General features: G+C 61.9%; 18 protein-coding genes. 12 read left to right on the top strand and 6 right to left on the bottom strand.

Going from position 1 to position 24,154, the window contains the following annotated elements; translation table 11 throughout:
* Positions 1 to 52: 52 nt before the first annotated feature.
* A complete protein-coding gene (locus tag PH562_RS27610; RefSeq protein WP_285176904.1) occupies positions 53 to 1,396 on the bottom strand; it encodes a formimidoylglutamate deiminase in 1,344 nt (447 codons plus the stop codon).
* A gap of 101 nt (positions 1,397 to 1,497) precedes the next feature.
* On the opposite strand from PH562_RS27610, the gene hutI reads away from it, so the two are divergent.
* Genes hutI through hutU form a run of 3 tightly spaced genes read left to right on the top strand, consistent with a single transcriptional unit; the run spans position 1,498 to position 5,973 of the window.
* Positions 1,498 to 2,754: an imidazolonepropionase gene (hutI, locus tag PH562_RS27605; protein ID WP_285176903.1), complete on the top strand. Its 1,257-nt coding sequence runs from the start codon at positions 1,498 to 1,500 to the stop codon at positions 2,752 to 2,754.
* Positions 2,751 to 4,286 (top strand): histidine ammonia-lyase, encoded by a 1,536-nt coding sequence (gene hutH / locus PH562_RS27600; RefSeq protein WP_285176901.1) that lies wholly within the window; start codon positions 2,751 to 2,753, stop codon positions 4,284 to 4,286. Before hutI ends, hutH begins: the two co-directional genes overlap by 4 nt.
* Position 4,287: 1 nt before the next feature.
* Complete coding sequence (gene hutU / locus PH562_RS27595; RefSeq protein WP_132719954.1) at positions 4,288 to 5,973, top strand: urocanate hydratase; 1,686 nt, start codon at positions 4,288 to 4,290, stop codon at positions 5,971 to 5,973.
* Positions 5,974 to 5,976: 3 nt separating this feature from the next.
* On the opposite strand, the gene PH562_RS27590 is transcribed toward hutU, so the two are convergent.
* Positions 5,977 to 6,363, bottom strand: a complete 387-nt coding sequence (locus PH562_RS27590) for a type II toxin-antitoxin system VapC family toxin (RefSeq protein WP_069611599.1) — start codon at positions 6,361 to 6,363, stop codon at positions 5,977 to 5,979.
* Positions 6,360 to 6,632: a type II toxin-antitoxin system Phd/YefM family antitoxin gene (locus tag PH562_RS27585; protein ID WP_106999394.1), complete on the bottom strand. Its 273-nt coding sequence runs from the start codon at positions 6,630 to 6,632 to the stop codon at positions 6,360 to 6,362. The genes PH562_RS27590 and PH562_RS27585 overlap by 4 nt, the downstream gene beginning before the upstream one ends.
* Positions 6,633 to 6,707: 75 nt before the next feature.
* Here PH562_RS27585 and PH562_RS27580 point away from each other — a divergent pair, with 75 nt between their 5' ends.
* From PH562_RS27580 to PH562_RS27565, 4 genes are all read left to right on the top strand, one after another.
* Positions 6,708 to 7,286 carry a HutD/Ves family protein gene (locus PH562_RS27580; protein ID WP_285176898.1) on the top strand — a complete coding sequence of 193 codons (579 nt, stop codon included), beginning with the start codon at positions 6,708 to 6,710 and terminating at the stop codon, positions 7,284 to 7,286.
* A gap of 80 nt (positions 7,287 to 7,366) precedes the next feature.
* Positions 7,367 to 8,029, top strand: coding sequence for a sulfite oxidase-like oxidoreductase (locus PH562_RS27575; protein ID WP_285176897.1), 663 nt, complete (start codon positions 7,367 to 7,369; stop codon positions 8,027 to 8,029).
* A 190-nt stretch (positions 8,030 to 8,219) separates the two neighbouring features.
* Positions 8,220 to 9,659: an MFS transporter gene (locus PH562_RS27570; RefSeq protein ID WP_285176894.1), complete on the top strand. Its 1,440-nt coding sequence runs from the start codon at positions 8,220 to 8,222 to the stop codon at positions 9,657 to 9,659.
* Positions 9,660 to 9,762: 103 nt separating this feature from the next.
* Positions 9,763 to 10,068, top strand: coding sequence for a hypothetical protein (locus PH562_RS27565; protein ID WP_113231398.1), 306 nt, complete (start codon positions 9,763 to 9,765; stop codon positions 10,066 to 10,068).
* Between the two features lie 126 nt (positions 10,069 to 10,194).
* Here PH562_RS27565 and PH562_RS27560 read toward each other — a convergent pair whose 3' ends face one another.
* A complete protein-coding gene (locus PH562_RS27560; RefSeq protein ID WP_285176892.1) occupies positions 10,195 to 10,590 on the bottom strand; it encodes a type II toxin-antitoxin system VapC family toxin in 396 nt (131 codons plus the stop codon).
* A complete protein-coding gene (locus tag PH562_RS27555; RefSeq protein ID WP_285176891.1) occupies positions 10,590 to 10,817 on the bottom strand; it encodes a type II toxin-antitoxin system VapB family antitoxin in 228 nt (75 codons plus the stop codon). The genes PH562_RS27560 and PH562_RS27555 overlap by 1 nt, the downstream gene beginning before the upstream one ends.
* Positions 10,818 to 10,983: 166 nt before the next feature.
* On the opposite strand from PH562_RS27555, the gene PH562_RS27550 reads away from it, so the two are divergent.
* Positions 10,984 to 12,174 (top strand): acetyl-CoA C-acyltransferase, encoded by a 1,191-nt coding sequence (locus PH562_RS27550; protein WP_285176890.1) that lies wholly within the window; start codon positions 10,984 to 10,986, stop codon positions 12,172 to 12,174.
* Positions 12,175 to 12,408: 234 nt separating this feature from the next.
* Here the strand turns inward: PH562_RS27550 and PH562_RS27545 are convergent, their stop codons facing one another.
* Positions 12,409 to 14,907 (bottom strand): heavy metal translocating P-type ATPase, encoded by a 2,499-nt coding sequence (locus PH562_RS27545; protein ID WP_285176889.1) that lies wholly within the window; start codon positions 14,905 to 14,907, stop codon positions 12,409 to 12,411.
* A 171-nt stretch (positions 14,908 to 15,078) separates the two neighbouring features.
* Between PH562_RS27545 and PH562_RS27540 the strand changes: the two genes are divergently transcribed.
* The 4 genes from PH562_RS27540 to PH562_RS27525 all read left to right on the top strand — a co-directional run bounded on the left by PH562_RS27540 (position 15,079) and on the right by PH562_RS27525 (position 24,139).
* Positions 15,079 to 16,188 (top strand): RHE_PE00001 family protein, encoded by a 1,110-nt coding sequence (locus tag PH562_RS27540; protein ID WP_285176887.1) that lies wholly within the window; start codon positions 15,079 to 15,081, stop codon positions 16,186 to 16,188.
* A 213-nt stretch (positions 16,189 to 16,401) separates the two neighbouring features.
* A complete protein-coding gene (locus PH562_RS27535) occupies positions 16,402 to 17,916 on the top strand; it encodes an efflux RND transporter periplasmic adaptor subunit (RefSeq protein WP_285176885.1) in 1,515 nt (504 codons plus the stop codon).
* Entirely contained in the window at positions 17,913 to 21,032 is a 3,120-nt protein-coding gene (locus tag PH562_RS27530) for an efflux RND transporter permease subunit (RefSeq protein WP_285176883.1), read from the top strand. Before PH562_RS27535 ends, PH562_RS27530 begins: the two co-directional genes overlap by 4 nt.
* On the top strand, positions 21,029 to 24,139 hold the full coding sequence (locus PH562_RS27525; protein WP_285176881.1) for an efflux RND transporter permease subunit: 3,111 nt from the start codon (positions 21,029 to 21,031) through the stop codon (positions 24,137 to 24,139). Before PH562_RS27530 ends, PH562_RS27525 begins: the two co-directional genes overlap by 4 nt.
* Positions 24,140 to 24,154 lie beyond the last annotated feature (15 nt).

Raw genomic sequence — 24,154 nt, 5'->3', positions numbered from 1 at the left:
GGGATCTCCCGCAGGTTATTTAGAGGCCAATCTAGGGGAGGAAAAGCGGTTTTTAAGCGATCAGCTCGGCCATCGTCTGCCGGAATCGCGCAGAGATTGCCTCCCGCTTGATATGCTGACCGCCTTCGACTTGCTTGCGGCCCAGCGCCCATACGCCATCGACCTTGACGCCGCCGGCGAAGGTCCAGTGATCCAGAATACGGTCGCCGGAGAGGTAGGGCACGGCACTCACATCGAGCGAAACGATATCGGCATGGTTGCCGACGGCAAGGCCCGCTGGTGCCTTCAGAGCCGCACCACCACCAGCCAGAGCGCCGTCGAACAGCATGCGGGCGGTCGAACCGCCGGTTTCGGCGATAACGTTGCGGGCACGCAGCGCCAGGCGCTGCGAATATTCGAGCTGCCGCAACTCCTCAGGCACCGAAATCAGGATGTTGGAATCCGAACCAATACCGTAACGACCACCTTCTTCGAGGAAGAGCGGTGCAGCGAAAACGCCGTCGCCAAGATTAGCCTCGGTTATGGGGCAAAGGCCGGCGATAGCACCGCTCTTTGCCATGCGGCGGGTTTCATCCTCGGTCATGTGCGTGGCGTGGATCAGGCACCAGCGCTCGTTCATAGGAGCGTTGTCGAGCAGCCATTGCACTGGGCGGGCACCCGACCAGGCGATGCAGTCTTCGACTTCCTTCACCTGCTCGGCGACGTGGATATGGATCGGTCCATCGCCGGCGATCGGCACGAGTTTGGCCAGCTCTTCCGGTGTGACGGCGCGCAGGCTGTGCGGTGCGATGCCGAGTTCGGCGCCGGGGAGGCGGCTGGCGACCGTACGGCAGCCGGCCATGAGGGCTTCGAAGCTCTCGATTGAATTGATGAAGCGGCGCTGGCCGTCAATGGGAGCGGCGCCGCCGAAGCCGGAATGGGCGTAGAAGACAGGAAGCAGCGTCAGCGCAATACCGGTCTCAGTGCTGGCGGCGCCGATGCGCTCGGCCAGTTCGGCGATATTGGCATAATGGCTGCCGTCCTTGTCGTGATGCAGGTAGTGGAACTCGCCGACGCGGGAAAAGCCGGCTTCGAGCATTTCCATATAGAGCTGCGCTGCGACGGCCTCGACATGGTCCGGGGTCATCGACAAAGCGAACTTGTACATCACCGTGCGCCAGCTCCAGAAACTGTCGTTTGCAGGGCCGCGGACTTCGGCCAGGCCGGCCATGGCGCGCTGGAAGGCATGGCTGTGCAGATTCGGCATCGCCGGAACAAGAACATCCTGCCTGTCATCGCCGCCTTCAGGCGCAACATCCGTCGTGATCTCGGCGATGCGTCCGCCTTCGAGGGTCAACCGCACATTCTCGTGCCATCCGTCGCCAAGCAAAGCCGTGCGTGCGTGAAGTGTCGTCATGGTCTCACCCTTTCCTTTCGGACGCAGAGTCCAAAATCCCTCTTGTCAGCCTTTCGATTATGTATATACATTATGAGCCAATGAGGAAAGGCGTAAAGCTGATGGGTGGGAATAATTTTTCCGAAGAAGGCGAGAAAGACGGCGCGGCAGGTCGTGTCTGGCGCAATGCTCGCCTTGCGACCTTGAAAGAGGGTGAGGCCCGGCTCGGCGCGATCGAGAAAGGCGCGATCCTGACCAGGGGCGGCCGTATCATCTTCGCCGGCCATGAAGCCGACTTGCCCGATATATCAGGCGCTGAAATCATCGATCTCGAAGGGCGCTGGGTGACCCCTGGCCTCGTCGATTGCCATACGCACATCGTCTATGGCGGCAATCGCGCCCGTGAATTCGAGATGCGGCTGGAAGGCGCGAGCTACGAAGAGATCGCCCGCGCCGGCGGCGGCATCGTTTCCTCCGTCAACGCGACGCGGGCGCTATCGGTGGACGAGCTTGTTGCTACCGCTTTGCCGCGCCTCGACACGCTGCTGTCCGAAGGCGTAACGACAATCGAAGTGAAGTCAGGCTACGGCCTCAACATTGAATCCGAGTTGAAGATGCTGCGGGCCGCACGCAAGCTCGGCGAAGTTCGCCCAGTTCGCGTCATCACCTCCTATCTCGGCGCGCACGCGACCCCGGTGGAGTACAAGGGCCGCAATGGCGATTATATCACTGATGTCGTGCTGCCCGGCCTGAAACAGGCGCATTCCGAAGGTCTTGTCGATGCTGTTGATGGCTTCTGCGAGGGGATTGCCTTTTCGACGGGCGAAATCGCCCGCGTCTTCGATCTTGCCAAATCGCTCGGTATTCCGGTGAAGCTGCATGCCGAACAGCTTTCCAATCTCGGTGGCGCCAAGCTTGCCGCCTCCTATGGTGCACTTTCAGCCGATCATGTCGAATATCTCGATGAAGATGGCGTCAAGGCGATGGCTGCGGCTGGCACGGTTGCCGTGCTGCTGCCTGGTGCCTTCTATGCCATCAACGAGAAGCAGAAGCCGCCGGTTCAGGCCCTGCGTGATGCGGGCGTTTCGATCGCCATCGCCACGGACTCCAATCCCGGTACCTCACCGCTGACCTCGCTGCTGTTGACCATGAACATGGCTGCTACCCTTTTCCGCCTGACGGTCGAGGAATGCATTGCCGGCGCGACGCGCGAAGGCGCTCGCGCCCTTGGTCTCCTCGCCGAAACGGGCACACTCGAGGCCGGCAAGTCGGCCGATTTTGCCATCTGGGATGTCGAAAGCCTGGCGGAGCTCGTCTACCGCATCGGCTTCAATCCCCTCCATGCACATGTTTTCAAGGGAAAGAGGTTCAACCGATGACTGTCGTTCTCCATTCGGGTTCCGTCTCGCTGCAACAGCTGGCGACGATCTATTGGAGCGGTGAGCCGGCTAAGCTCGAGGCGTCCTTCGACGCGGGCATCGCCAAGGCCGCGGCCCGCATCGCCGAAATCGCTGCCGGCAACGCGCCGGTCTATGGCATCAATACCGGCTTCGGCAAACTGGCATCGATCAAGATCGACAGTGCCGATGTCGCCACACTTCAGCGCAATCTCATCCTCTCGCATTGCTGCGGCGTCGGGCAGCCGCTGCCTGAAAACGTCGTTCGCCTCATCATGGCGCTGAAGCTCATTTCGCTCGGTCGCGGTGCCTCCGGCGTTCGGCTGGAGCTGGTACGACTGATCGAAGGCATGCTTGAAAAGGGCGTCGTGCCCGTCATCCCCGAAAAGGGTTCGGTTGGCGCTTCCGGCGATCTGGCGCCGCTCGCGCATATGACCGCTGTCATGATGGGTCATGGCGAGGCCTTCTATGCCGGTGAGCAGCTCTCCGGCGCGGCAGCGCTCGAAAAGGCCGGTTTGAAGCCGGTCGTGCTTGCCGCCAAGGAAGGCCTCGCGCTGATCAACGGCACGCAGGTCTCGACCGCGCTTGCGCTTGCCGGCCTCTTCCGTGCCCATCGTGCCGCCCAGGCCGCTCTCATTACCGGCGCGATGTCGACGGATGCGGCCATGGGCTCTTCCGCCCCGTTCCATCCGGATATCCATACGCTGCGCGGTCATAAGGGCCAGATCGATACCGCCGCCGCCCTTCGCGGCTTGCTGGCTGGCTCGGTAATCCGCGAGAGCCATATCGAGGGCGACGAGCGCGTGCAGGATCCTTATTGCATCCGCTGCCAGCCTCAGGTCGACGGCGCCTGCCTCGATCTCCTGCGTTCTGTCGGCCGCACGCTTGAAATCGAAGCCAATGCGGTCACCGACAATCCGCTCGTGCTGTCCGACAATTCCGTCGTTTCCGGCGGCAATTTCCATGCCGAGCCCGTCGCCTTCGCCGCCGATCAGATTGCCATCGCCGTCTGCGAAATCGGCGCGATCGCGCAACGCCGTATCGCACTGCTCGTTGACCCCGCGCTCAGCTACGGCCTGCCGGCCTTCCTGGCGAAGAAGCCCGGTCTGAACTCCGGCCTGATGATCGCCGAAGTGACCTCCGCCGCGCTGATGTCGGAAAACAAGCAGATGTCGCATCCGGCCTCGGTCGACTCGACCCCGACCTCCGCCAACCAGGAAGATCACGTTTCCATGGCCTGCCATGGTGCGCGCCGCCTGCTTCAAATGACCGAAAATCTCTTCGGCATCATCGGCATCGAAGCGCTGACCGCCGCCCAGGGCGTCGAGCTGCGCGCGCCGCTGACGACCAGCCCGGAACTGACCCTTGCCATCGCTTCGATCCGCGCCGCCGTGCCCTCGCTGGAAGAGGACCGCTACATGGCGAACGACCTCAAGGCCGCCAGCGACCTCATCGCTTCCGGCGCCCTCAATGCCTCGATTTCAACCGACATCCTGCCCTCCTTGGAGATGTGACATGACCAATCCACGCCATAATATCCGCGAAATCCGCGCGCCTCGTGGTCCGGAGCTCAACGCCAAGAGTTGGCTGACCGAAGCGCCGCTGCGCATGCTGATGAACAACCTCGACCCGGACGTTGCCGAGAACCCGAACGAGCTGGTCGTCTATGGCGGCATCGGCCGCGCCGCCCGCACCTGGGACGATTTCGACCGTATCGCTGCGACGCTGAAGACGCTCAACGAAGACGAGACGCTGCTCGTGCAGTCCGGCAAGCCGGTCGCCGTGTTCCGCACCCACAAGGATGCGCCGCGCGTGCTGATCGCCAACTCCAACCTCGTGCCGCATTGGGCAACCTGGGATCACTTCAACGAGCTGGATAAGAAGGGCCTCGCCATGTACGGCCAAATGACGGCCGGCTCGTGGATCTATATCGGCACGCAGGGCATCGTGCAGGGCACCTACGAAACCTTCGTCGAAGCCGGCCGCCAGCACTATAATGGCAACCTGAAGGGCAAGTGGATCCTGACCGGCGGTCTCGGCGGCATGGGCGGCGCACAGCCGCTGGCGGCCGTCATGGCGGGCGCCTGCTGCCTCGCCGTCGAATCCGACGAAACCCGCATCGATTTCCGCCTGCGCACCCGTTATGTCGACGAGAAGGCAAAGACGCTCGATGAAGCGCTTGCTTTGATCGACAAGTGGACGAAGGCTGGCGAAGCCAAGTCCGTCGGTTTGCTCGGCAACGCCGCCGAAATCTTCCCCGAGCTGGTGAAGCGCATGAAGGCCGGCGGCCCGCGCCCGGATATCGTCACCGACCAGACCTCTGCCCACGATCCGCTGAACGGCTATCTGCCGATCGGCTGGACGGTGGCCGAACATCGGGCCAAGCGCGAGAGCGATCCGAAGTCCGTCGAAGCTGCCGCCCGCGCCTCGATGAAGGTGCATGTCGAAGCCATGGTCGCCTTCTGGGATGCCGGCGTGCCGACGCTCGATTACGGCAACAACATCCGCCAGGTCGCCAAGGAAGAGGGTTTCGAAAACGCCTTCGCCTTCCCGGGCTTCGTGCCGGCCTATATCCGCCCGCTGTTCTGCCGCGGCATCGGTCCGTTCCGCTGGGCTGCTCTCTCGGGCGATCCGGAGGATATCTATAAGACCGACGCCAAGGTGAAGGAGTTGCTGCCCGACAACAAGCACCTGCACAACTGGCTCGACATGGCGCGCGAGCGCATCGCCTTCCAGGGTCTACCGGCGCGCATTTGCTGGGTGGGCCTCGGCGATCGCCATCGTCTCGGCCTCGCCTTCAACGAAATGGTCAGGAATGGCGAGCTGAAGGCTCCCGTCGTCATCGGCCGCGACCATCTCGACTCCGGCTCGGTCGCTTCACCGAATCGCGAAACGGAAGCCATGAAGGATGGTTCGGATGCCGTTTCCGACTGGCCGCTGCTCAACGCCCTGCTCAACACCGCATCGGGTGCCACCTGGGTATCGCTGCACCACGGCGGCGGCGTCGGCATGGGCTTCAGCCAGCACTCCGGCATGGTCATCTGCGCCGACGGCACGGATGATGCGGCCAAGCGCCTGGAGCGCGTTCTCTGGAACGACCCGGCCACCGGCGTCATGCGCCACGCCGATGCGGGCTATGACATAGCACTCGACTGGGCTAAGCAGCAGGGCCTGCGCCTGCCGGCCATCCTGGGGAACTAAGGCCTAGACCAGCCGCACAAGGCCGCCGTAGCTTGCGACGGTCTTGTCGGCGGTTATCAGGGAAAGGCCTTCAACGAAGGCTTGGGCAACAAGAATTCGGTCGAAAGGATCCTTATGAATATCAGGCAGATCCGCGACCGCAGTTGCATGTTCACCCAGAACTGGGAGTTCTTGGTAGCCATTTTCGAGCAGATTTTCGCGAAGCTTGCGGGCATCGATGGTAAAGTCTGCCCGAGCACGTCCGGTCTTGATTGCCACTTCCCATATGCTGACGGTCGAAAATACAATCGTATTGTCGATATCTTCAATCAGATTGCGGGCTTTCTCCGGCAATCGTTGGGACATACCGGTCATCCAAAGCAGAATATGCGTATCGACAAGAAGCCTCATTTTTCTTTGATGTCTTTGAAATCGTTGAGATTCCCATAAAACATCTCTTCGATTTCATCGGCCATCATCGTGTCGAAGTCTTCGGGGACGGTAAATTGGCCATCCATAAAACCAATGCGACGCTTCTTTGGCGCCTCTTTCTCTTCGATCGGCACGACCTTCACCATCGGCTTGCCCGCCTTGGCGATAATGAAAGCTTCGCCCTTGGCGGCTTTTTCGATCAGCCGCGACAAATGCGTTTTCGCCTCGTGAATGTTGACGGTTTCCATAGCAGGCTCCGAATGGACTTAGTCCACTAAACTTAGTTTACTCTGAATCGAATTGCAATGATGGGACATGATTAGATGACAACGCCGAAAATCACGCTTCTCCGCAGCGATAGTCACCGTCGCATGCCCTGGAAAAACGGCGGCGGGGAAACGGTGGAGATCGCCGTTTCGCCCGAGGGCGCCGAGCTTGCCGACTTCGACTGGCGCGTCAGCATGGCAACCGTTGCCACGGACGGGCCGTTCTCGGTCTTTCCGGGCATCGATCGTACGCTATCTATTCTTGACGGCGAGGGCATGATCCTCTTCATCGAGGGGCGCGCGCCCGACCGCCTGACGCAGGCGAGCGAACCGCTATCCTTTGCAGCCGACGCGCCGACCTCGGCGACCTTGATCGATGGCACGATTACGGATCTCAATGTGATGACGCGGCGGGGGCGTTTCACACATTCGGTGCGGCGCGTCGCCATAGATGGACATAAGGAAATCACCTCCCAGAGCGGGACCACCTTTGTTCTTTGCCATCGGGGCAGTGCCGAGGTTGATGGCATGGCGCTAGCTGCGGGCGATTGCCTTTTGATTTCAAACGGCAGTGCCGAGCGACACCCGATCTCGGGCAAGGCGCAGCTGTTCCATATCGCCATCGCGGCAATATAGTCGGCTATCCGCCGTTCCTTGACTTGACACCTGCCCAGCGCGGTCATCCTATTTCCGTTCAGCAGAGAGAGGATACCGGCATGAGCGACGACCAAATCCCCGCCGATAGCAAGCTCACCACCTCTAAGCGCCGCTGGGCGGCGGAGGGCAAGTTTTTGACGGGGCGCATTAGCCGGCCCGAAACAGAGCGGCTGCCGCCGGGGCAGCATCTTGTCAAGAACTGGCCGGTGCTCGACCTCGGCGTGCAGCCGCAGATTTCTTTGTCGAATTGGCGGCTCGATGTGATCGGCTTCGTGGAAAATCGGCTCAGCCTCGATTGGGCCGCTTTCCGGGCGATCGAGCAAAGCACTCGCGTCAGCGATATTCACTGCGTGACGACCTGGTCGCGCTATGACAATCGCTGGGAAGGGGTTTCGACGCGCGATCTCCTCGATCTCGCCATGCCGACGGCCGAAGCTCATCATGTGCTGTTGACGAGTTATGACGGCTATATCACCAACCTGCCGCTTGCTGATTTCGCTGCCGAGGATGCGATCCTCGCGACTGCCTGGGAAGGCCAGTCGCTGACAGTCGAACATGGCGGCCCGATGCGCCTCGTCGTGCCGCATCTTTACTTCTGGAAGAGCGCCAAATGGCTGAATCGCATCGAGCTCATCGGTGCGGACAGGGCCGGCTTCTGGGAGAAAAACGGCTACCACATGTATGGTGATCCGTGGCGGGAGCAGCGTTACTCGGACGATTGACGCTCCCGGCGCCTTGCGGGTGAGGTGGCCTGGCTCTCTGGAATCGCGGTTCTTATGTCACCGTGTCAATTTTTGATGGCGACGGCTGGGTTTGTGGCTTTGCAAGCCACCATCATGGGCGTATTCAATGATCGTATGATTACGGCCGGCATGCACGGCTCCTTTGAACGCCAATCTCCGAATTCAGATCATGACCGTTGTCCGGACCATAGAAGAGCCTTCCGAAGTAAGTTTCGGCCGGCAGTCCCGCATCATCGCCTTTGTCGTCGCCGTCTCCTTCTTCATGCAGATCCTGGACGGCACTATCGTCACCACCTCGCTGCCGCAGATGGCGAAAACCTTCGGCGTCGAGCCGGTTTCGATGAGCATCGGCATCACGGTCTATCTGCTGACCATGGCCGCCTTCGTGCCGCTGGCCGGCTGGGCCGGCGATCGCTATGGCGCGCGGCGCGTGTTCCTGGCGTCGATTACGATCTTCACCGTGGCATCGCTGTTTTGCGGCCTCTCGGGCAATTTGACCGAGTTCATCATTGCCCGTGCCGTTCAAGGCATCGGCAGCGCACTGATGACGCCCGTGGGACGCATCATCGTGTTGAAGAATGCTCGCAAATCCGATCTGGTGCATGCGATGTCGACGATCACCTGGCCGGCGCTGACCGCTCCTGTCATCGGCCCGGTGCTTGGCAGCTTCATCACCACCTATCTCAGCTGGCATTGGAACTTCCTGATCAATATCCCGATCGGCGTCATCGGTCTCGGTCTCGTCCTGCGCTTCGTCCCGGATCAGCGGGAGGGAAATGTCGCGCGTCTTGATTTCATCGGCTTCTTGCAATCGGCGGCGGGGTTGACCTTCCTGCTTGCCGGGCTCGAATTCGTGGTGCAGGGCACGACGGGGCTGGCGCCCAGCATTGGGTTGATCGTAGCAGGTGTGGTTTTCTCCATCATCGCCACCCGGCATTTCATGACGGTCGATGCGCCCTTGCTCGATCTCTCCGCCTTCAAGGTGCAGACCTTCGCGATGTCGACGCTTTCGGCCGGCACGGCGAGCCGTGTGGCGATCAACGCGACGCCTTTCCTGATCCCGCTGCTCTTCCAAGTCGGTTTCGGCCGTACGGCGATCGATGCGGGCACTTATCTGCTCTTCTATTTCGCCGGCAATCTCGGCATGAAGGCGATAACAACGCACATGCTGAGGATTTTCGGTTTCCGCAACGTGCTCGTCGTCAACGGCCTGATCTCATCCGCAAGCATTGCCGGATGCGCGCTTCTGTCTCCATCGACACCAGATGCGTTGATATATTGCCTACTATTCATCGCCGGCCTGTCGCGTTCGATGAACTTCACGGCGCTGAATACGCTGGGGTTTGCCGATATCCATGCCGCGCAGCGCAGCTCCGCCTCGACATTGTCGAGCATGCTGCAGCAGGTTTCGCTATTGCTCGGCGTTGCCGTCGCTGCCGCCGTTCTCAATCTCTCGCGCACGATTCATGGTGGGGAAACGCTCTCGCTCATCGATTTTCGCTGGGCTTTCCTCATCATTGGCCTTATCGGTGGCATCTCCGCATTGCGTTTTATCAGCCTGCCGCACGATGCCGGCGCAGAGGTATCCCGCCATAAAGTGAAGACCTAATCAAAACCTTCAAATTCTTAACGATATTGACAGGCAAGCCGCTGTAAAGTGAGCTGCCGGTTCCCATATGAAATTCGCGTCAACTCCCACAGGAGGCAGTCCCATGCTGCTCAGAACCCTCGCCATCTCCGCTCTCGTCCTCGGCATGTCCAGCGCCGCCATGGCAGAGCAGGTGCATAAGCATCATCCCAAGCGCGTCAATGTCGAGGCGTTCCAGGCCGATGTCGGCAGCGTCGACCATTCGAAGGATGCAATCCTTCCGGACGGCACGATCAATACCGATCCGTCGGTGACCGGCCCGATCCGCGCCGGCGACTCCATTTCCCGCTTGCAATGCGCCGCTGCTCCTAACTCCGTCGGTGCTCGTTCGAGCACCTATAGTGCAGGCTCCGCCTCGCTTTGCCCGTAATGACGTGATGGCTCGAGCTGGCCTAAAGCGCGTCGCGATCTTTCAGATTCGCTTCTCACGCTTTAGGTCTTTGATTTTGTGCATGTCGTCGTCGCAAAACCGCTGCACACTTTTACGCGACATGCTCTATGCCAGCTCGATATCTGTCTGCTTGAACGGGTCGCTTTTCGACAATAGCGGCTGGCGATAATAGCGAGCGCAGGCATAGGTCATGCAATCGTCAAGGCTGAGGCGCGCCGTATGGCCGCCTTGGCCATAGCGCTCGTAGGCTTCGGTCGCCAAGATGGCGGCGCGAGGCGGCACCGCAAGCGGCTGAATGTTCATGAGCTGCAGAAACGTGCGGACAGCTTCGCCGGCCTCGATAGGCGACAATCCCAAAATATCGGAGACCAGGATTGCGGCATTCGCTGCGACAAGCGGCGAGGTCATTCGTGCCGTTGCCGGCTGCATGCGGATGGCGAAGGCGCGCGCCTCCTCTTCATCGGTCATCATCGCCGACAGCACTGAAGCGTCGATGAACATCAAATCTCTCCCGCTATGTCGGCGCTTACGCTTTTGGCGATGGCCTTCTGCTTGAGATTGCGGCAAAAAGCGACGGCGACGTCAGCAAGAGCCGGCTTGGTCAGCTCCTCATCCAGCGCCTTCTGCAAGGCAAGCCGTACGGCTTCCGTCTTGGTGGTGGCCCTGGTCAGCGCCTGATAGCGGCGCGCCAATCGGTCGATGGCGTCGTCCTTAATGTAAAGCGGCATGGAATATCCCTTCAAAGCCTATGGATATCCTTAGGGTCTGTACGCGGTGAGGGCAATCATATCCGCCGTCGGTCGTATCCTCTTTCCTGCGATATTTAGATGACGATCATCATCTAACGTGATAGAAATGGGCTGAAGATATGTTTGCCGACCGTGAGGAGATGTCATGTCCGTTCTAGATCCCATCGTCATTGTTTCCGCCACCCGCACGCCGCTGGGCCGTTTCCAAGGAGATTTCTCGCCTTTGCAGGCGCACGAGCTTGGCGCGCATGTCATCCGTGCTGCGCTGGAGCGCGCCGGACTTTCTGCCGAGAGAGTGGACGAGGTTCTGTTCGGCTGCGTCCTGCCTGCGGGGCAAGGGCAGGCGCCAGCCCGGCAGGCTGCACGCGGGGCTGGTTTGCCGGATGCCGTCGGCGCCACCACCATCAACAAGGTCTGCGGTTCAGGCATGAAGGCCACCATGCTGGCACATGACCTGCTTCTCGCAGGCTCTGCTTCCATCGCGGTCGCCGGCGGCATGGAATCGATGTCGAATGCGCCTTATCTGCTTGCAAAGGCGCGCGGTGGTTACCGCATGGGCCACGATCGCATCTTCGACCACATGATGCTCGACGGGCTGGAAGATGCCTATGAGAAGGGTCGCTCTATGGGCGATTTCGGTGAAATGGCGGTCGAGGCCTATCAGTTCAGCCGCGACGATCAGGATGCCTATGCCGTCGAAACGTTGTCGCGTGCCCATAGCGCAACGGAGAACGGCGCCTTCGAAGCCGAAATCACGCCGGTTTCCGTCATGGCCAAGGGCGGCCCGGTCACCATTGCCAAGGACGAGCATCCGCAAAAGGTCTCGCCGGAAAAAATCCCGACGCTGAAGCCCGCCTTCCGCAAGGATGGCACGATTACGGCTGCCAGTGCCTCGGCCAATGCCGATGGTGCGGCAGCACTCATCCTGACGCGCCGTTCGCTTGCCGAGCGCGAGGGATTGCCGATCCTTGCCGAAATCAAGGCGCATGCGACGCATTCTCAGGAACCGGCCTGGTACACCACCGCGCCGATCCCGGCGATCCGCAAGCTGCTCGACAAGACGGGCTGGAAGATCGGCGATGTCGATCTCTTCGAGATCAACGAGGCCTTCGCCGTCGTCGCCATGGCGGCTGCCAAGGAGCTCGGCATTGCGCGCGACCGGCTCAACGTCAACGGCGGCGCCTGCGCGCTTGGCCATCCGATCGGCGCCACAGGGGCGCGGCTGATCGTGACGCTGCTGCATGCGCTTGAGCGCCAGGGAGCAAGGAAGGGTGTTGCCGCGCTCTGCATCGGCGGTGGCGAGGCGACCGCGATTGCTGTGGAGCGGGTTGGCTGACTGGAGCGATAGAGGGGCTGGCCAGGCGTGCTTATTGATGCCGCGCCTGCGAGTATGGCCCCTCATCCTAGCCTTCTCCCCGCACACGGGGAGAAGGGACAACACTGCCAGATGGCCAATTTGCAGGAAGATCGTAGGCTATTCGACTAAGCCCCCTCTCCCCGCAGGCGGGGAGAGGGCCGGGGTGAGGGGCCGTTCCGTGCAGGGAAGGCGAGCGAATCGCCTTCGACGTCTTCATTTCACCAACCGTAGCCGGAGTGCGTTGGCGATCACCGAGACCGATGACAGGCTCATCGCGGCTGCAGCGATCATCGGCGACAGAAGCAGGCCGAAGACTGGATAGAGCACGCCTGCCGCCAGCGGCACGCCGAGCGCATTGTAGCCGAAGGCGAAGGCAAGGTTCTGCTTGATGTTGCGGATCGTCGCTTCCGAGAGATGGCGGGCGCGGACGATGCCGTTGAGATCGCCCTTCACCAGGGTGATCCCTGCGCTTTCCATGGCGACATCGGCGCCCGTGCCCATGGCAATGCCGACATCGGCTGATGCAAGCGCGGGAGCATCGTTGACGCCGTCGCCCGCCATGGCAACGATACGGCCTTTAGCCCGCAACTCGTCGACTAGCGCCTTCTTGCCTTCCGGCAGCATGTCCGCACGCACCTCGTCGATCCCGAGCTCTCTGGCGACGGCAGCGGCGGTCTTGCCGTTGTCGCCGGTCGCCATGACGATCGTCAGGCCGCTTTCATGCAGCGCCTTGATGGCGGCTGCCGTGGTCGGCTTGATCCGGTCGGCGACGGCGACGAGGCCGGCCAGCTTCCTGCCGATGGCGACGAACATGACCGTCTTGCCTTCGCTGCGCAGGCGCTCTGTCTCGGTTTTCAATGCGTCAGCCGCAACGCCAAGGTCGGCCATCATCGCGGCATTGCCGAGAGCGATCGCGGTGTCACCGGAGCGGCCCTCCACGCCCTTGCCTGTCACCGCCGTAAAGCCGGAGATATCGACGAAGCGTGCCCCGCGCTCCTTCGCGCCGGCAACGATGGCTTCAGCCAGCGGGTGCTCGGAGCCGCGCTCCAGGCTGGCGGCGAGCGAGAGGAGGCGTGCCTCGTCGGTGCCCGCAGCGGTGACGATATCGGTCAGGTTCGGTTTGCCTTCGGTCAGCGTGCCTGTTTTGTCGACGATCAGCGTGTCCACCTTGGCGAAGCGTTCCAGCGCCTCGGCGTCGCGCACCAGCACGCCTTCATGTGCGCCTCGGCCTGTGGCGATCATGATGGACATGGGCGTCGCCAGCCCCAGCGCACAGGGGCAGGCGATGATCAGCACGGCGACGGCGGCAAGCAGCGCATGCGCCAGCCGAGGCTCCGGCCCGACAAAGGCCCAGACGGCGAAAGCGATGATGGCAGCTGCGACAACGGCCGGCACAAAGACGGCAGAGACGCGATCGACCATCGTTTGGATCGGCGCGCGCGAGCGCTGCGCCTTGGCGACAAGCTCGACGATGCGCGAGAGCGTGGTCTCGGCGCCGACTTTCTCGGCCTGCATGATGAGCGCGCCATTTTTGTTGATCGTGCCGCCGGTCAAGGCATCGCCCCTGGCCTTTTCGACCGGCAGGGGCTCGCCTGTGATCATCGATTCATCGACGGTCGATTGGCCCTCGATGACGGAGCCGTCCACGGGAACGCGCTCGCCGGGTCGCACGCGCAGCCGGTCGCCGGCCTGGATCTCGTCGACGGGCACATCGGTTTCGCTACCATTGGCGCCGATGCGTCTTGCCGTTTTCGGCGCGAGATCGAGAAGGGCGCGAATGGCCGAGCCGGTGCGCTCGCGGGCTTTCAATTCCAGTACCTGGCCGACGAAGACCAGCGCGACGATGACGGAAGCCGCCTCGAAATAAACGGGCACGCTCTCGCCATGTCCTCGGAAGCTCATCGGAAACAGGCCGGGGGCGAGCGTGGCGATGACGCTGTAGAGATAGGCGGTGCCGACGCCGAGGCCGATTAGCGTCCACATATTGGGGCTGCGGTTGACGAGCGAATTCCAGGCGCGGCGGAAGAAGGGAAGAGCCGCCCAAAGCACGACCGGCGTCGCGAGCAGAAGTTCGACCCAGGTGGCGAGGGGTTCGCCGATCCAGTCGCGAATGGGCAGGCCGATCATCGGGCCCATACTGATGGCAAGTAGCGGCAGCGACAGGGCGGCGCTGATCCGGAGCCGACGCGTGAAATCAACAAGTTCGGGGTTCGGGCCTTCATCGGCGGCCGGGACACCCATCGGCTCCAGCGCCATGCCGCATTTCGGGCAGTCGCCAGGATGGTCGCTGATCACCTCGGGATGCATCGGGCAGGTATAGAGCGTGCCTTTCGGCATCGGTTTTGGCGTGGGCTTGTTGCCGTCGAGATAAGCCGATGGGTCCGCTTCGAACTTCGCCTTGCAGCCGGCCGAGCAGAAATAGAATTTCTCGCCCTCGTGCTTCGTGAAATATCGGGCAGTGGCGCGATCCACCATCATACCGCAGACGGGATCCTTGGCCGTGAGGTAGTTTTCCGGTGCGGCCTCGAATTTTGTACGGCAGCCATTGCTGCAAAAGTGGAATGTGCGCCCGTGATATTCCAGTGACGGCTTGCCGGCATCGGGGTCGACGGTCATGCCGCAGACGGGATCGCGGATCACTTCATCCTGCGTGTGGGTGTTATGGTGATCGTGTCCATGATGGCTGTGATCGTGCTCGTCATGCGGTGCCATGTCATACTCCTTTGCCCGAAGGGGCTTCGGACGGGTCTATGGACCTTCCCATCGCTGGAAGGTCAAGCCGGAAAATAGTGATTGCCATCCACAGTTCACAGGGCCGCCTTCCTATCTCGCTGCGGATGGCGATGATAAGTTCCGTAAGATCGATGCAATGATGTGATTCCAATGCGATATGATCTGACAACGCTGCCGCTTGCCATGCTTCTGCCCGCTATCGTCAAGGCGGAGGATATGTTGGCGCGGCTGGATGAGCGTGTCTTGAGGCATGCGGTGGCGGATGGCTTTCGCGAGCGCGGGCACTTTTTCGATGCAGCGGGTGCGCTCTGGGTCGGCGGCGAACTCGTGCATGTGGAGGATCTCGTCCTGCATGATGCGCGCATGGATACGCGCACACCGACGCACGAGCTGACCATCGCCCATGCGGTGCTGCGCAGCCGTCGCCGCCTTTGGACCGCCGATCCGTCCTGGGGGCTCGAGCCGGCCGGTCTTGCCGTCCTGCGCGGTGATGTTGGCGAAGCCGAGGACGCCATTGCGCCGCGTTCACCGCCTGTCCCGGCTATGGACCCCGACGAGCCGGAGGATGAGGAAGACGATTTCGGTGTCGATTTCGCCGAGATCGACGCGATCCTCGCCCGATCCGACAAGATCCTGAACGGCGGCGTTCCGGAAGCCCGGCAGCCTACGATCGATGTCGAAGATCCCCTTGCGCTCGTTCGCGATGAGGATTGGGATGAGGACGAGCGGCTGGAGAGTTGGCGCGCCGTCATTCGCGACGCGGATCTGCTGCCGCCCGTTCTCGGCGCGGCGGTGCTTTTCGATGCCTGGGAGCGCATCGAGCCACTGCGGCGGCAGCATTGGCTCGGCGGCTTGCTGGTCAGCGCCTATCTGCGCAGCCGGGGCAAGGTCACATCCCATCTCTTCTGCCTGAATGTCGGCCTGAAAGCCGTCCGTCACGATCGCCGGCGTGCACCGGATCGCACCACGCGGCTGACAGCCTTTCTGGAGGCCATGGCACTTTCGGCCGATTCGGGCCTGAAGGAGCTCGATCGCCTTTCGCTTGCCCGGCTGCAGATGGAGCTCCGGCTCAAGGACCGGCGGTCCAACAGCAGCCTGCCCGAAGTCATCGATATCGTGCTGTCGCGGCCGATCGTTTCGGCGAAAATGATCGCACGTCATGTCGGCGTCACCTCCAGAGGCGCGCTTAATCTGGTGGCCGAGCTCGGCCTGCGCGAGATGACGGGTCGCGGTCGCTACCGTGGCTGGGGCGTGCTTTGAGGCGCTGCAGCGGCTTGTGCGGGTAGACGCATCCACCTTGCAACCACAACCCTAGTTTTTCGTCCAATGTTACAGTTTGTTACGCTAAGTGGCGCTAAAATGGACAAAATTTAATGGCCATACCAAATTCCTAAGCGGCACGATGCAAGCTAAGGTCGCGCCATGAATAGCGCGGGATCGTCGTCGCCCCGGGATTTGAGGAAAGGTGCGTGAATGGCTCGGACGTTTCGGGTCGTCGTTTGGTTGGCAGTGATCGGCGCAGTCGGATATGGCGCCTATGCGACCCGCGATCGTTGGCTTGGGCCGGCGGAGAAGCTGCTTGGCTACCAGAATGCTGCAGCACCGGGGGAACAAGCCCAGGACGGACGCCGTGGCGGTCAAAGGCAGGGTGGCAGTGGTGGCGGACGGCGCAGCATGTCGCAGTTCAGCGGGCCGGTTCCCGTGCTTGCTGCCGATGCGACGACGGCCGATGTCCCCGTCTACATTAACGGCGTTGGGTCGGTGAAGGCGCTGAATACCGTGACGGTGCGCGCGCAGGTCAGCGGACGAATCGTCGAAATCAATTTCGGTGAGGGCCAGGATATCAAGAAGGGTGATGTCATCGCCCGTATCGACGATTCCGTCTATAAGGCGCAGCTCGACCAGGCGATCGCCAAGAAGGCGCAGGACGAAGCCCTGCTTGCAGGCGCCCAGCGCGATCTCGCCCGCTATCAGCTGATGGTAAAGAGCGCGTCCGGCACGCAGCAGCAGGTCGACACGCAGACATCATTGGTGGCCCAATATACAGCACAGGTCCAGGTGGATGTGGCAGCCATCGAAAGCGCGCAGGCAACACTCGATTATACGACGATCAGGGCGGCCTTCGATGGGCGCACCGGCATCCGCAACGTGGACGTCGGCAATCTCGTCAGCTCGTCCGATGCGACCGGCATCGTGACGCTCTCGCAGATCAAGCCGATCTCCGTGCTGTTTTCCATTCCCCAGCAACAGCTTGCCCGCGTCAATGCGGCCAGTGAGGCCGGAACGCTTGCCGTCCAGGCCATGGGCAATGACGGCGAGACGGTGGTCGACAACGGCTCGCTTGGCGTGGTCGACAATCAGGTCGATCCCACTACGGGTACGGTCAAGCTGAAGGCGAATTTCCCCAACGACAAACTGGCGCTGTGGCCAGGCGCCTTCGTCAATGCCCGCTTGCTCGTCGAGACGCTGAAGGGCGTTACCGTCATTCCGAGCGGCGCCGTGCAGCGCGGACCGAACGGCACCTTCGTCTATATCATCGGCCGGGATCAGACGGTCGCGATGAAGCCGGTGAAGGTGCGCCAGCAGGACGATACGCTCGCCGTCATCGCCGATGGGGTGGCGCCCGGCGATAAAGTGGTGACGACCGGTTTCGCGCGGCTTCAGAATGGATCGAAGGTGCAGATTTCGGCCAATCCGGATCAGGCGTCGCCGGCTGCTCCGTCAACCGACAATAACGGGCAGCCTGTTGCAGAAAACGACCAACAGAATGCTGCTCCAGGCACCGCGAATGCGAGCGAACGTCCGCACCGCCGCCACAATGGCCAGGGTGGAAATGGTGGCCAGGGCGGGCAGGGCGGTGCCGGCGGTCATAGTGGCCATCGCGGCCACGATGGTCAGCCTGGCGCCGGCGGCGAGCAGGGTGCGGATACGGGCGGCGGCTCGGCCTCCAACAACAATTCCTCCGCTACGCCGACGCAGCAACAATGAACGTCTCGTCGCTCTTCATTTCCAGGCCGATCGCCACCACGCTTCTCGGGGTAGCGGTTCTGTTGGGCGGCATTCTCGGCTTTCTCTTCCTGCCGGTCGCGCCGCTGCCGCAGGTAGATTTCCCGACGATCCAGGTGACGACGCAGCTTCCGGGCGCCGATCCCGATACGATGGCGGCGCTGGTGACCGCACCCCTGGAGCGACCGCTCGGCCAGATCCCTTCGCTTGCCTCCATGACCTCGTCGAGCGCCTTCGGTATCAGCCAGATCACGCTGCAGTTCGATCTTGGCCGCGATATCGATGGCGCCGCGCAGGACGTGCAGGCAGCGATCAACGCCGCCGGATCGACTTTGCCGCGCACGCTTCCCTATCCGCCGACCTATTCGAAGGTGAATCCGGCCGATACGCCGATCGTGACGCTGGCGCTGCGTTCCAACAGCTATTCGATCCGTGAGCTCAGCGATTTTGCCGACACCATGATGGCGCAGCGCTTGAGCGAAGTGTCGGGTGTCGGCGACGTCAACATCCAGGGCGGCGTCAAACCCGCCATCCGCATCCAGGTGGATCTGCCGCGTCTCGCTTCCTATGGGCTGGCGCTGGAGGATATTCGCTCGGCGATCACCAATGCCAGCGTGGCCGGCGCTAAGGGTTCGCTCGACGGCACACAGCAGAGTTTCACGCTCGCCGCGAACGATCAGATCGTCGATCCCAATGTCTATAAATCCGTCATCGTCGCCTACCGCAACAGTGCGCCGGTGCAGTTGAAGGACGTCGCAACGGTCGTCGAGGGGCTGGAGAATAATCGAGTCGGTGCCTGGTATCAGGGGCAGCCCGCCGTCATTCTCGATATCATGCGTCAGCCGGGCGCCAACGTCATCCAGACCGTCGAGAACGTGCTGAAGCAGATCCCGAAGCTGAAGCAGGCGATGCCGGCCGGTATTTCGCTTGACATCGTGAACGACCGCACCGAGACGATCCGCGCTTCGATCCATGACGTGCAATGGACGCTCGTCATCAGCATCGGCCTCGTCATCCTGGTCGTGCTGCTGTTCCTGCGGACGATGACTGCGACCTTCATTGCCGGCGTCGCGCTGCCGCTGTCGCTGATTGCCACTTTCGGCGTCATGTGGTTTGCCGGCTTCAGCCTCGACAATCTCTCGCTCATGGCGCTGACCATCGGCACCGGCTTCGTCGTGGACGACGCTATCGTGATGATCGAGAACATCGCCCGCCATATCGAGGAAGGTGAAAATCCGATGCAGGCGGCGCTGAAGGGCGCCGGCGAGATCGGGTTCACCATCATTTCGCTGACCGTATCGCTGGTCGCCGTCTTCATTCCGCTACTGTTCATGACCGGCATTGTCGGCCGCATGTTCCGCGAATTCGCACTGACGCTCACCATTGCCGTCGTCGTGTCGGCCGTGGTCTCGCTGACGCTCACGCCGATGATGTGCGCGCGCATCCTGCGCAAGCCGAAAGAGCATCAGGGCGGCTTTCTGGCCGGTGCCGACCGTTTCACCGACTGGATGGTTGAAGGCTATCGGCGCAGCCTTGTCTGGGCCGTGGATCGCAGCCGTCTCATGCTGCTGGTGACGGTGGTGACGCTGGCTGCGACGATCGCGCTCTATGTCGTCATCCCCAAGGGTTTCCTGCCGGCGCAGGATACGGGCCTCATCACCGCCGTCATCGAGGCCGAACCGACGACCTCCTTCGAAACCATGAAGCAGATCCAGGCTGATGTGACCGACCGACTGCGCAAGGATCCGGATGTTACCGGCGTCGTTGCCGTCATCGGTGCCAGCGCCAGCAATCTGACGCTGAATACCGGTAATCTCAGCCTTGTCTTGAAGCCGCGGAGTGAGCGTAATGCGTCCGCTGATCAGATTATCGAACGAATGCGCGGCGAAGTTACCGGCATGCCCGGCATCCACGTCACCTTCCAAAGTGTGCGCGATATTTCGATCAGCACCAGGGCCAGCCGTGCACCCTACCAATATACCTTGACGGGCACGGACACGAATACGGTGGTCGACTGGGCGCAGAAGCTCGCCCAGCGCCTGCAGGAAAGCCCGAAGCTGATGGATGTCGCCTCCGAAGTGGAGATGGGTGGTGGGCGCATCTTCGTCGATGTCAATCGCGAGACCGCCTCGCGGCTCGGCGTGTCGATGCAGGCCGTCAGCGATACTTTGAATGATGCCTTCGGCCAGCGGCAGATCGCAACGATCTATGGCCAGGCCAACCAGTATCGCGTCATCCTGGAGGCGGCGCCGCAATATCAGTCGGATCCCAAATCGCTCGACAAGCTTTATGTCGCCGGTGCCAGCGATACGCAGGTGCCGCTCAACGCCTTCACGACGGCGAGTTTCACGACCGCGCCGCTGGTCATCAGCCATGATGAGCAATTCCCGGCCGTGACGCTCAGCTTCGATCTCGCCAAGGGCGCCTCGCTCAGCGATGCCGTCGCGGAGATCAAGGCGGCGGAGCGAGATATCGAGATGCCCGACAATATCCAGCGCAAATATTCGGGCGATGCCGAAGAGTTTGCCTCGTCGCTTGCGGGTGAGCCCTGGCTGATCCTGGCGGCTATCGTGACGATCTACATCGTGCTCGGCCTGCTCTATGAGAGCGCCGTGCATCCGGTGACGATCCTGTCGACGCTGCCTTCGGCCGGCGTCGGCGCACTGCTGGCGCTGATGCTGTTCGGGCAGGATCTCTCGATCATCGCTCTCATCGGCGTCGTGCTCCTGATGGGTATCGTCAAGAAGAATGCGATCATGATGATCGACTTTGCGCTGGAGGCGGAGCGCAAGGAAGGTCTCGAGCCCCGCGCGGCCATTCTGAAAGCCTCGATTCTGCGTTTCCGGCCGATCATGATGACGACGCTCGCGGCGCTCTTCGGCGCTTTGCCGCTGGCGTTGGCGCAGGGCACGGGCGCAGAGTTGCGCATTCCACTCGGGATCACCATCATCGGCGGTCTCGTGCTCTCGCAGCTTTTGACGCTCTATACGACGCCGGTGATCTATCTCGCCTTCGAGCGTCTGCGCGCCAAGGTCGTCGGCCGCACCAGCGGCACGCCGAGCGCTGAGATGAATGAATTGGCGGGTGGCGAGAGATGAACATCTCCGAGCCGTTTATCAAACGCCCTGTCGGGACGACGCTTCTGGCGATCGGGCTGGTGATCCTCGGCATCGTTGCCTATCGTTTCCTGCCGGTTGCCAGCCTGCCGACCGTCGACCTTCCCACAATCGTCGTCTCCGCCAGCCGTCCGGGCGCCGATCCCGCCAGCATGGCGGCGAGCGTTGCAGCGCCGCTGGAACGCCATCTCGGCACGATCGCCGGTGTCACGCAGCTGACATCGGTGAGCTCGCTCGGCTCGAGCAGCATTATCGCACAATTCGATCTTTCCCGCAGCGTCGATGGCGCCGCGCAGGACGTGCAGGCGGCGTTGAACGCGGCGGCGACCGACCTGCCGGGCGACCTGCCGACGCTGCCATCCTTCCGCAAGATCAACCCGGCTGCCGCTCCCGTGCTGATCCTGGCGCTGACCTCGGACAATGTGCCTGCGAGCGCCATCTACGATGCGGCCGACACTGTGGTCGTGCAGCGCATTTCGCAGGTCGATGGCGTCGGCGGCGTTACCGTCAGTGGCGCAGACCAGCCGGCCATCCGCGTCAGGCTCGATCCTGATCGGCTCTCGGCCATGGGCCTGTCGCTCGATGCCGTACGCACCGCGATCGTCAATGCCAGCGTGCTCGGCCCCTTCGGCTCGATCGATGGAGCTTCGGGCGCATTCTCCCTTGCCGTGAACAGCCAGTTGCGGACGCCGGAAGCCTATGGACGGATCATCGTACAGAGCGGGGACGGCACGGCGGTTCGCTTGTCCGATATCGCCACTGTCGAGCCGGGCGTACGCAACAGCCGCTCGGATGCCTGGTATGACGGCAAACCGGCCGTGCTGCTCAACATCACCAAGCAGGCGGATGCGAACGTCATCGCCACCGTCGATGGCGTCAAGCAGCTGATCCCCGAATTGCAGCGGCTCATTCCTGCCGGTGTGAATATCTCGATTCTCTCCGACCGCACCACGACGATCCATGCCAGCGTCACCGACATGCAATGGACGTTGCTTGCCACCATTTGTCTGGTCATGGCCGTCGTCTTCGTGTTCCTGCGGCGCGCTACCCCTACAGTCGCTGCTGGCGTTACTGTGCCGCTGTCTCTTGCCGGCACTTTTGCCGCGATGTGGCTCTTCGGCCTGTCGATCGACAATCTCTCGCTGATGGCGCTTGCCGTTTCCGTCGGCTTCGTCGTCGACGATGCCATCGTTATGATCGAGAATATCTATGCCAATCTGGAAGCGGGCATGAAGCCGATGCGGGCGGCGCTCGAAGGCGCCAAGCAGATCGGCTTCACCGTCGTTTCGATCAGCCTGTCGCTGCTTGCCGCCTTCATTCCGCTGTTCTTCATGGGCGGCATTGTCGGCCGGTTCTTTCAGACCTTCTCGCTGACGCTCGGCTTTACCATCGTCGTTTCGACACTGGTATCCCTGACGCTGACGCCGATGATCTGCGGCCATCGACTGCGTCAGCACGATATCGATGCCCGGCCCGGCCTGTTCGGCCGCATCGTCGAGGGCACGCTCAGTGCCATTACCGGCTTTTACGGCCGCACGCTACGGGCGGTGCTGCATCACCGTTTCCTTTCCGTGGTCGTCATCATCGCCTGCGTGGTCATGTCCGGGTATCTCTATGTCAAGGTTCCGAAGGGCTTCATCCCACAGGATGACACCGGCTTCATCCAGGGCGGAACGCAGGCTGCGACCGACATTTCCTATCCCGCCATGGTCAAGCTGCAGCAGCAGGCCGCGGATATCGCCTCAAAGGATCCCGCCGTTTCCGGTATCGGCTCTTCCGTCGGCGGTGGCGGCTTTTCCAGCTCCATCAATCGTGGCCAGCTTTTCATCTCGCTGAAGCCGGAATCGGAGCGTGCGCCGACGGCCGACGTCATAGACAGGCTGCGCAAGCAGCTGATGGCCGTTCCAGGCCTCAGCACCTTCCTGTTTTCGCCGGGCGATATCCGCGCCGGCGCGCGCCAGTCGCAATCGCAATATCAGTTCACGCTCTGGGGCGCGAATTACGACGAGTTGGTGGAATGGGCGCCCAAGGTGCTGGAGCGGATGCAGGCCCTGCCGGGATTGGCCGATGTCGCGACCGACAGGCAGCCTAACGGCTTGCAGGCGACCGTCAATATCGACCGCAGTCTGGCCTCGCAGCTCGGCGTGAACATTCAGTCCATAGATTCCGCGCTGAACAATGCCTTCGCGCAGCGGCAGATCTCGACGATCTATACGCAGCGCAACCAGTATCGTGTCGTATTGGAGGCGAATCCCGAGTATGCGCTCGATCCCCACGATATTTCCAAGCTCTATGTGCCCGCCTCCGGCGGCACGCAGGTGCCGCTGAGCGCGGTGGCGTCGATCGACCGGACGCTGGCGCCGCTGGTGGTCAATCATCAGGGCCAATATCCCTCCGTCACCATCTCCTACAATCTGGCGCTCAACACGCCGCTGCAGGTGGCGAACGACGCCATTCAGAAGGCGGTGCTGGACATGCATTTGCCCGATACGCTGCATGCGGATTTCGCCGGCGATGCGGCGAGCGTCACCCAGTCGTCGGGCAGCCAGCCGCTGCTGCTGCTGGCGGCATTGCTGACGGTCTATATCGTCCTCGGCATCCTCTATGAGAGCCTGGCGCATCCGCTGACGATCATCTCGACGCTGCCGTCCGCCGGTCTCGGCGCGCTGCTGGCGCTTGCGATCAGCGGCACCGAGCTGACGATCATTGCCTTCATCGGCATCATCCTGTTGATCGGCATCGTCAAGAAGAACGGCATCATGATGGTGGACTTCGCGCTGCAGGGCGAGCGCATACTCGGCCTGTCTTCGGAAGAAGCCATCTATCAGGCGTGCCTCAAGCGTTTCCGGCCTATCCTGATGACGACCCTTGCCGCATTGATGGGCGCCATTCCGCTGATCATCGCCACCGGCCCCGGCGCAGAGCTGCGTCGGCCGCTTGGGATCACGATCGTCGGCGGGCTCGTCGTGTCACAGGTGCTGACGCTCTATACCACGCCGATCATCTACCTGATGCTTGCCAAGCTGCATGCAAAATGGTCGCCGAAGGCACAAGCCACGGTGCCGCCAATATCTCCGCTCTCAACTTGAATGTTTAGCGGTGTA

The sequence above is a fragment of the Rhizobium centroccidentale genome (assembly GCF_030182565.1).
Classification (GTDB): Bacteria; Pseudomonadota; Alphaproteobacteria; order Rhizobiales; family Rhizobiaceae; genus Rhizobium.
The sequence above is the reverse complement of the archived record's forward strand: the minus strand, read 5'-3'. Positions and strand labels throughout refer to the sequence as shown.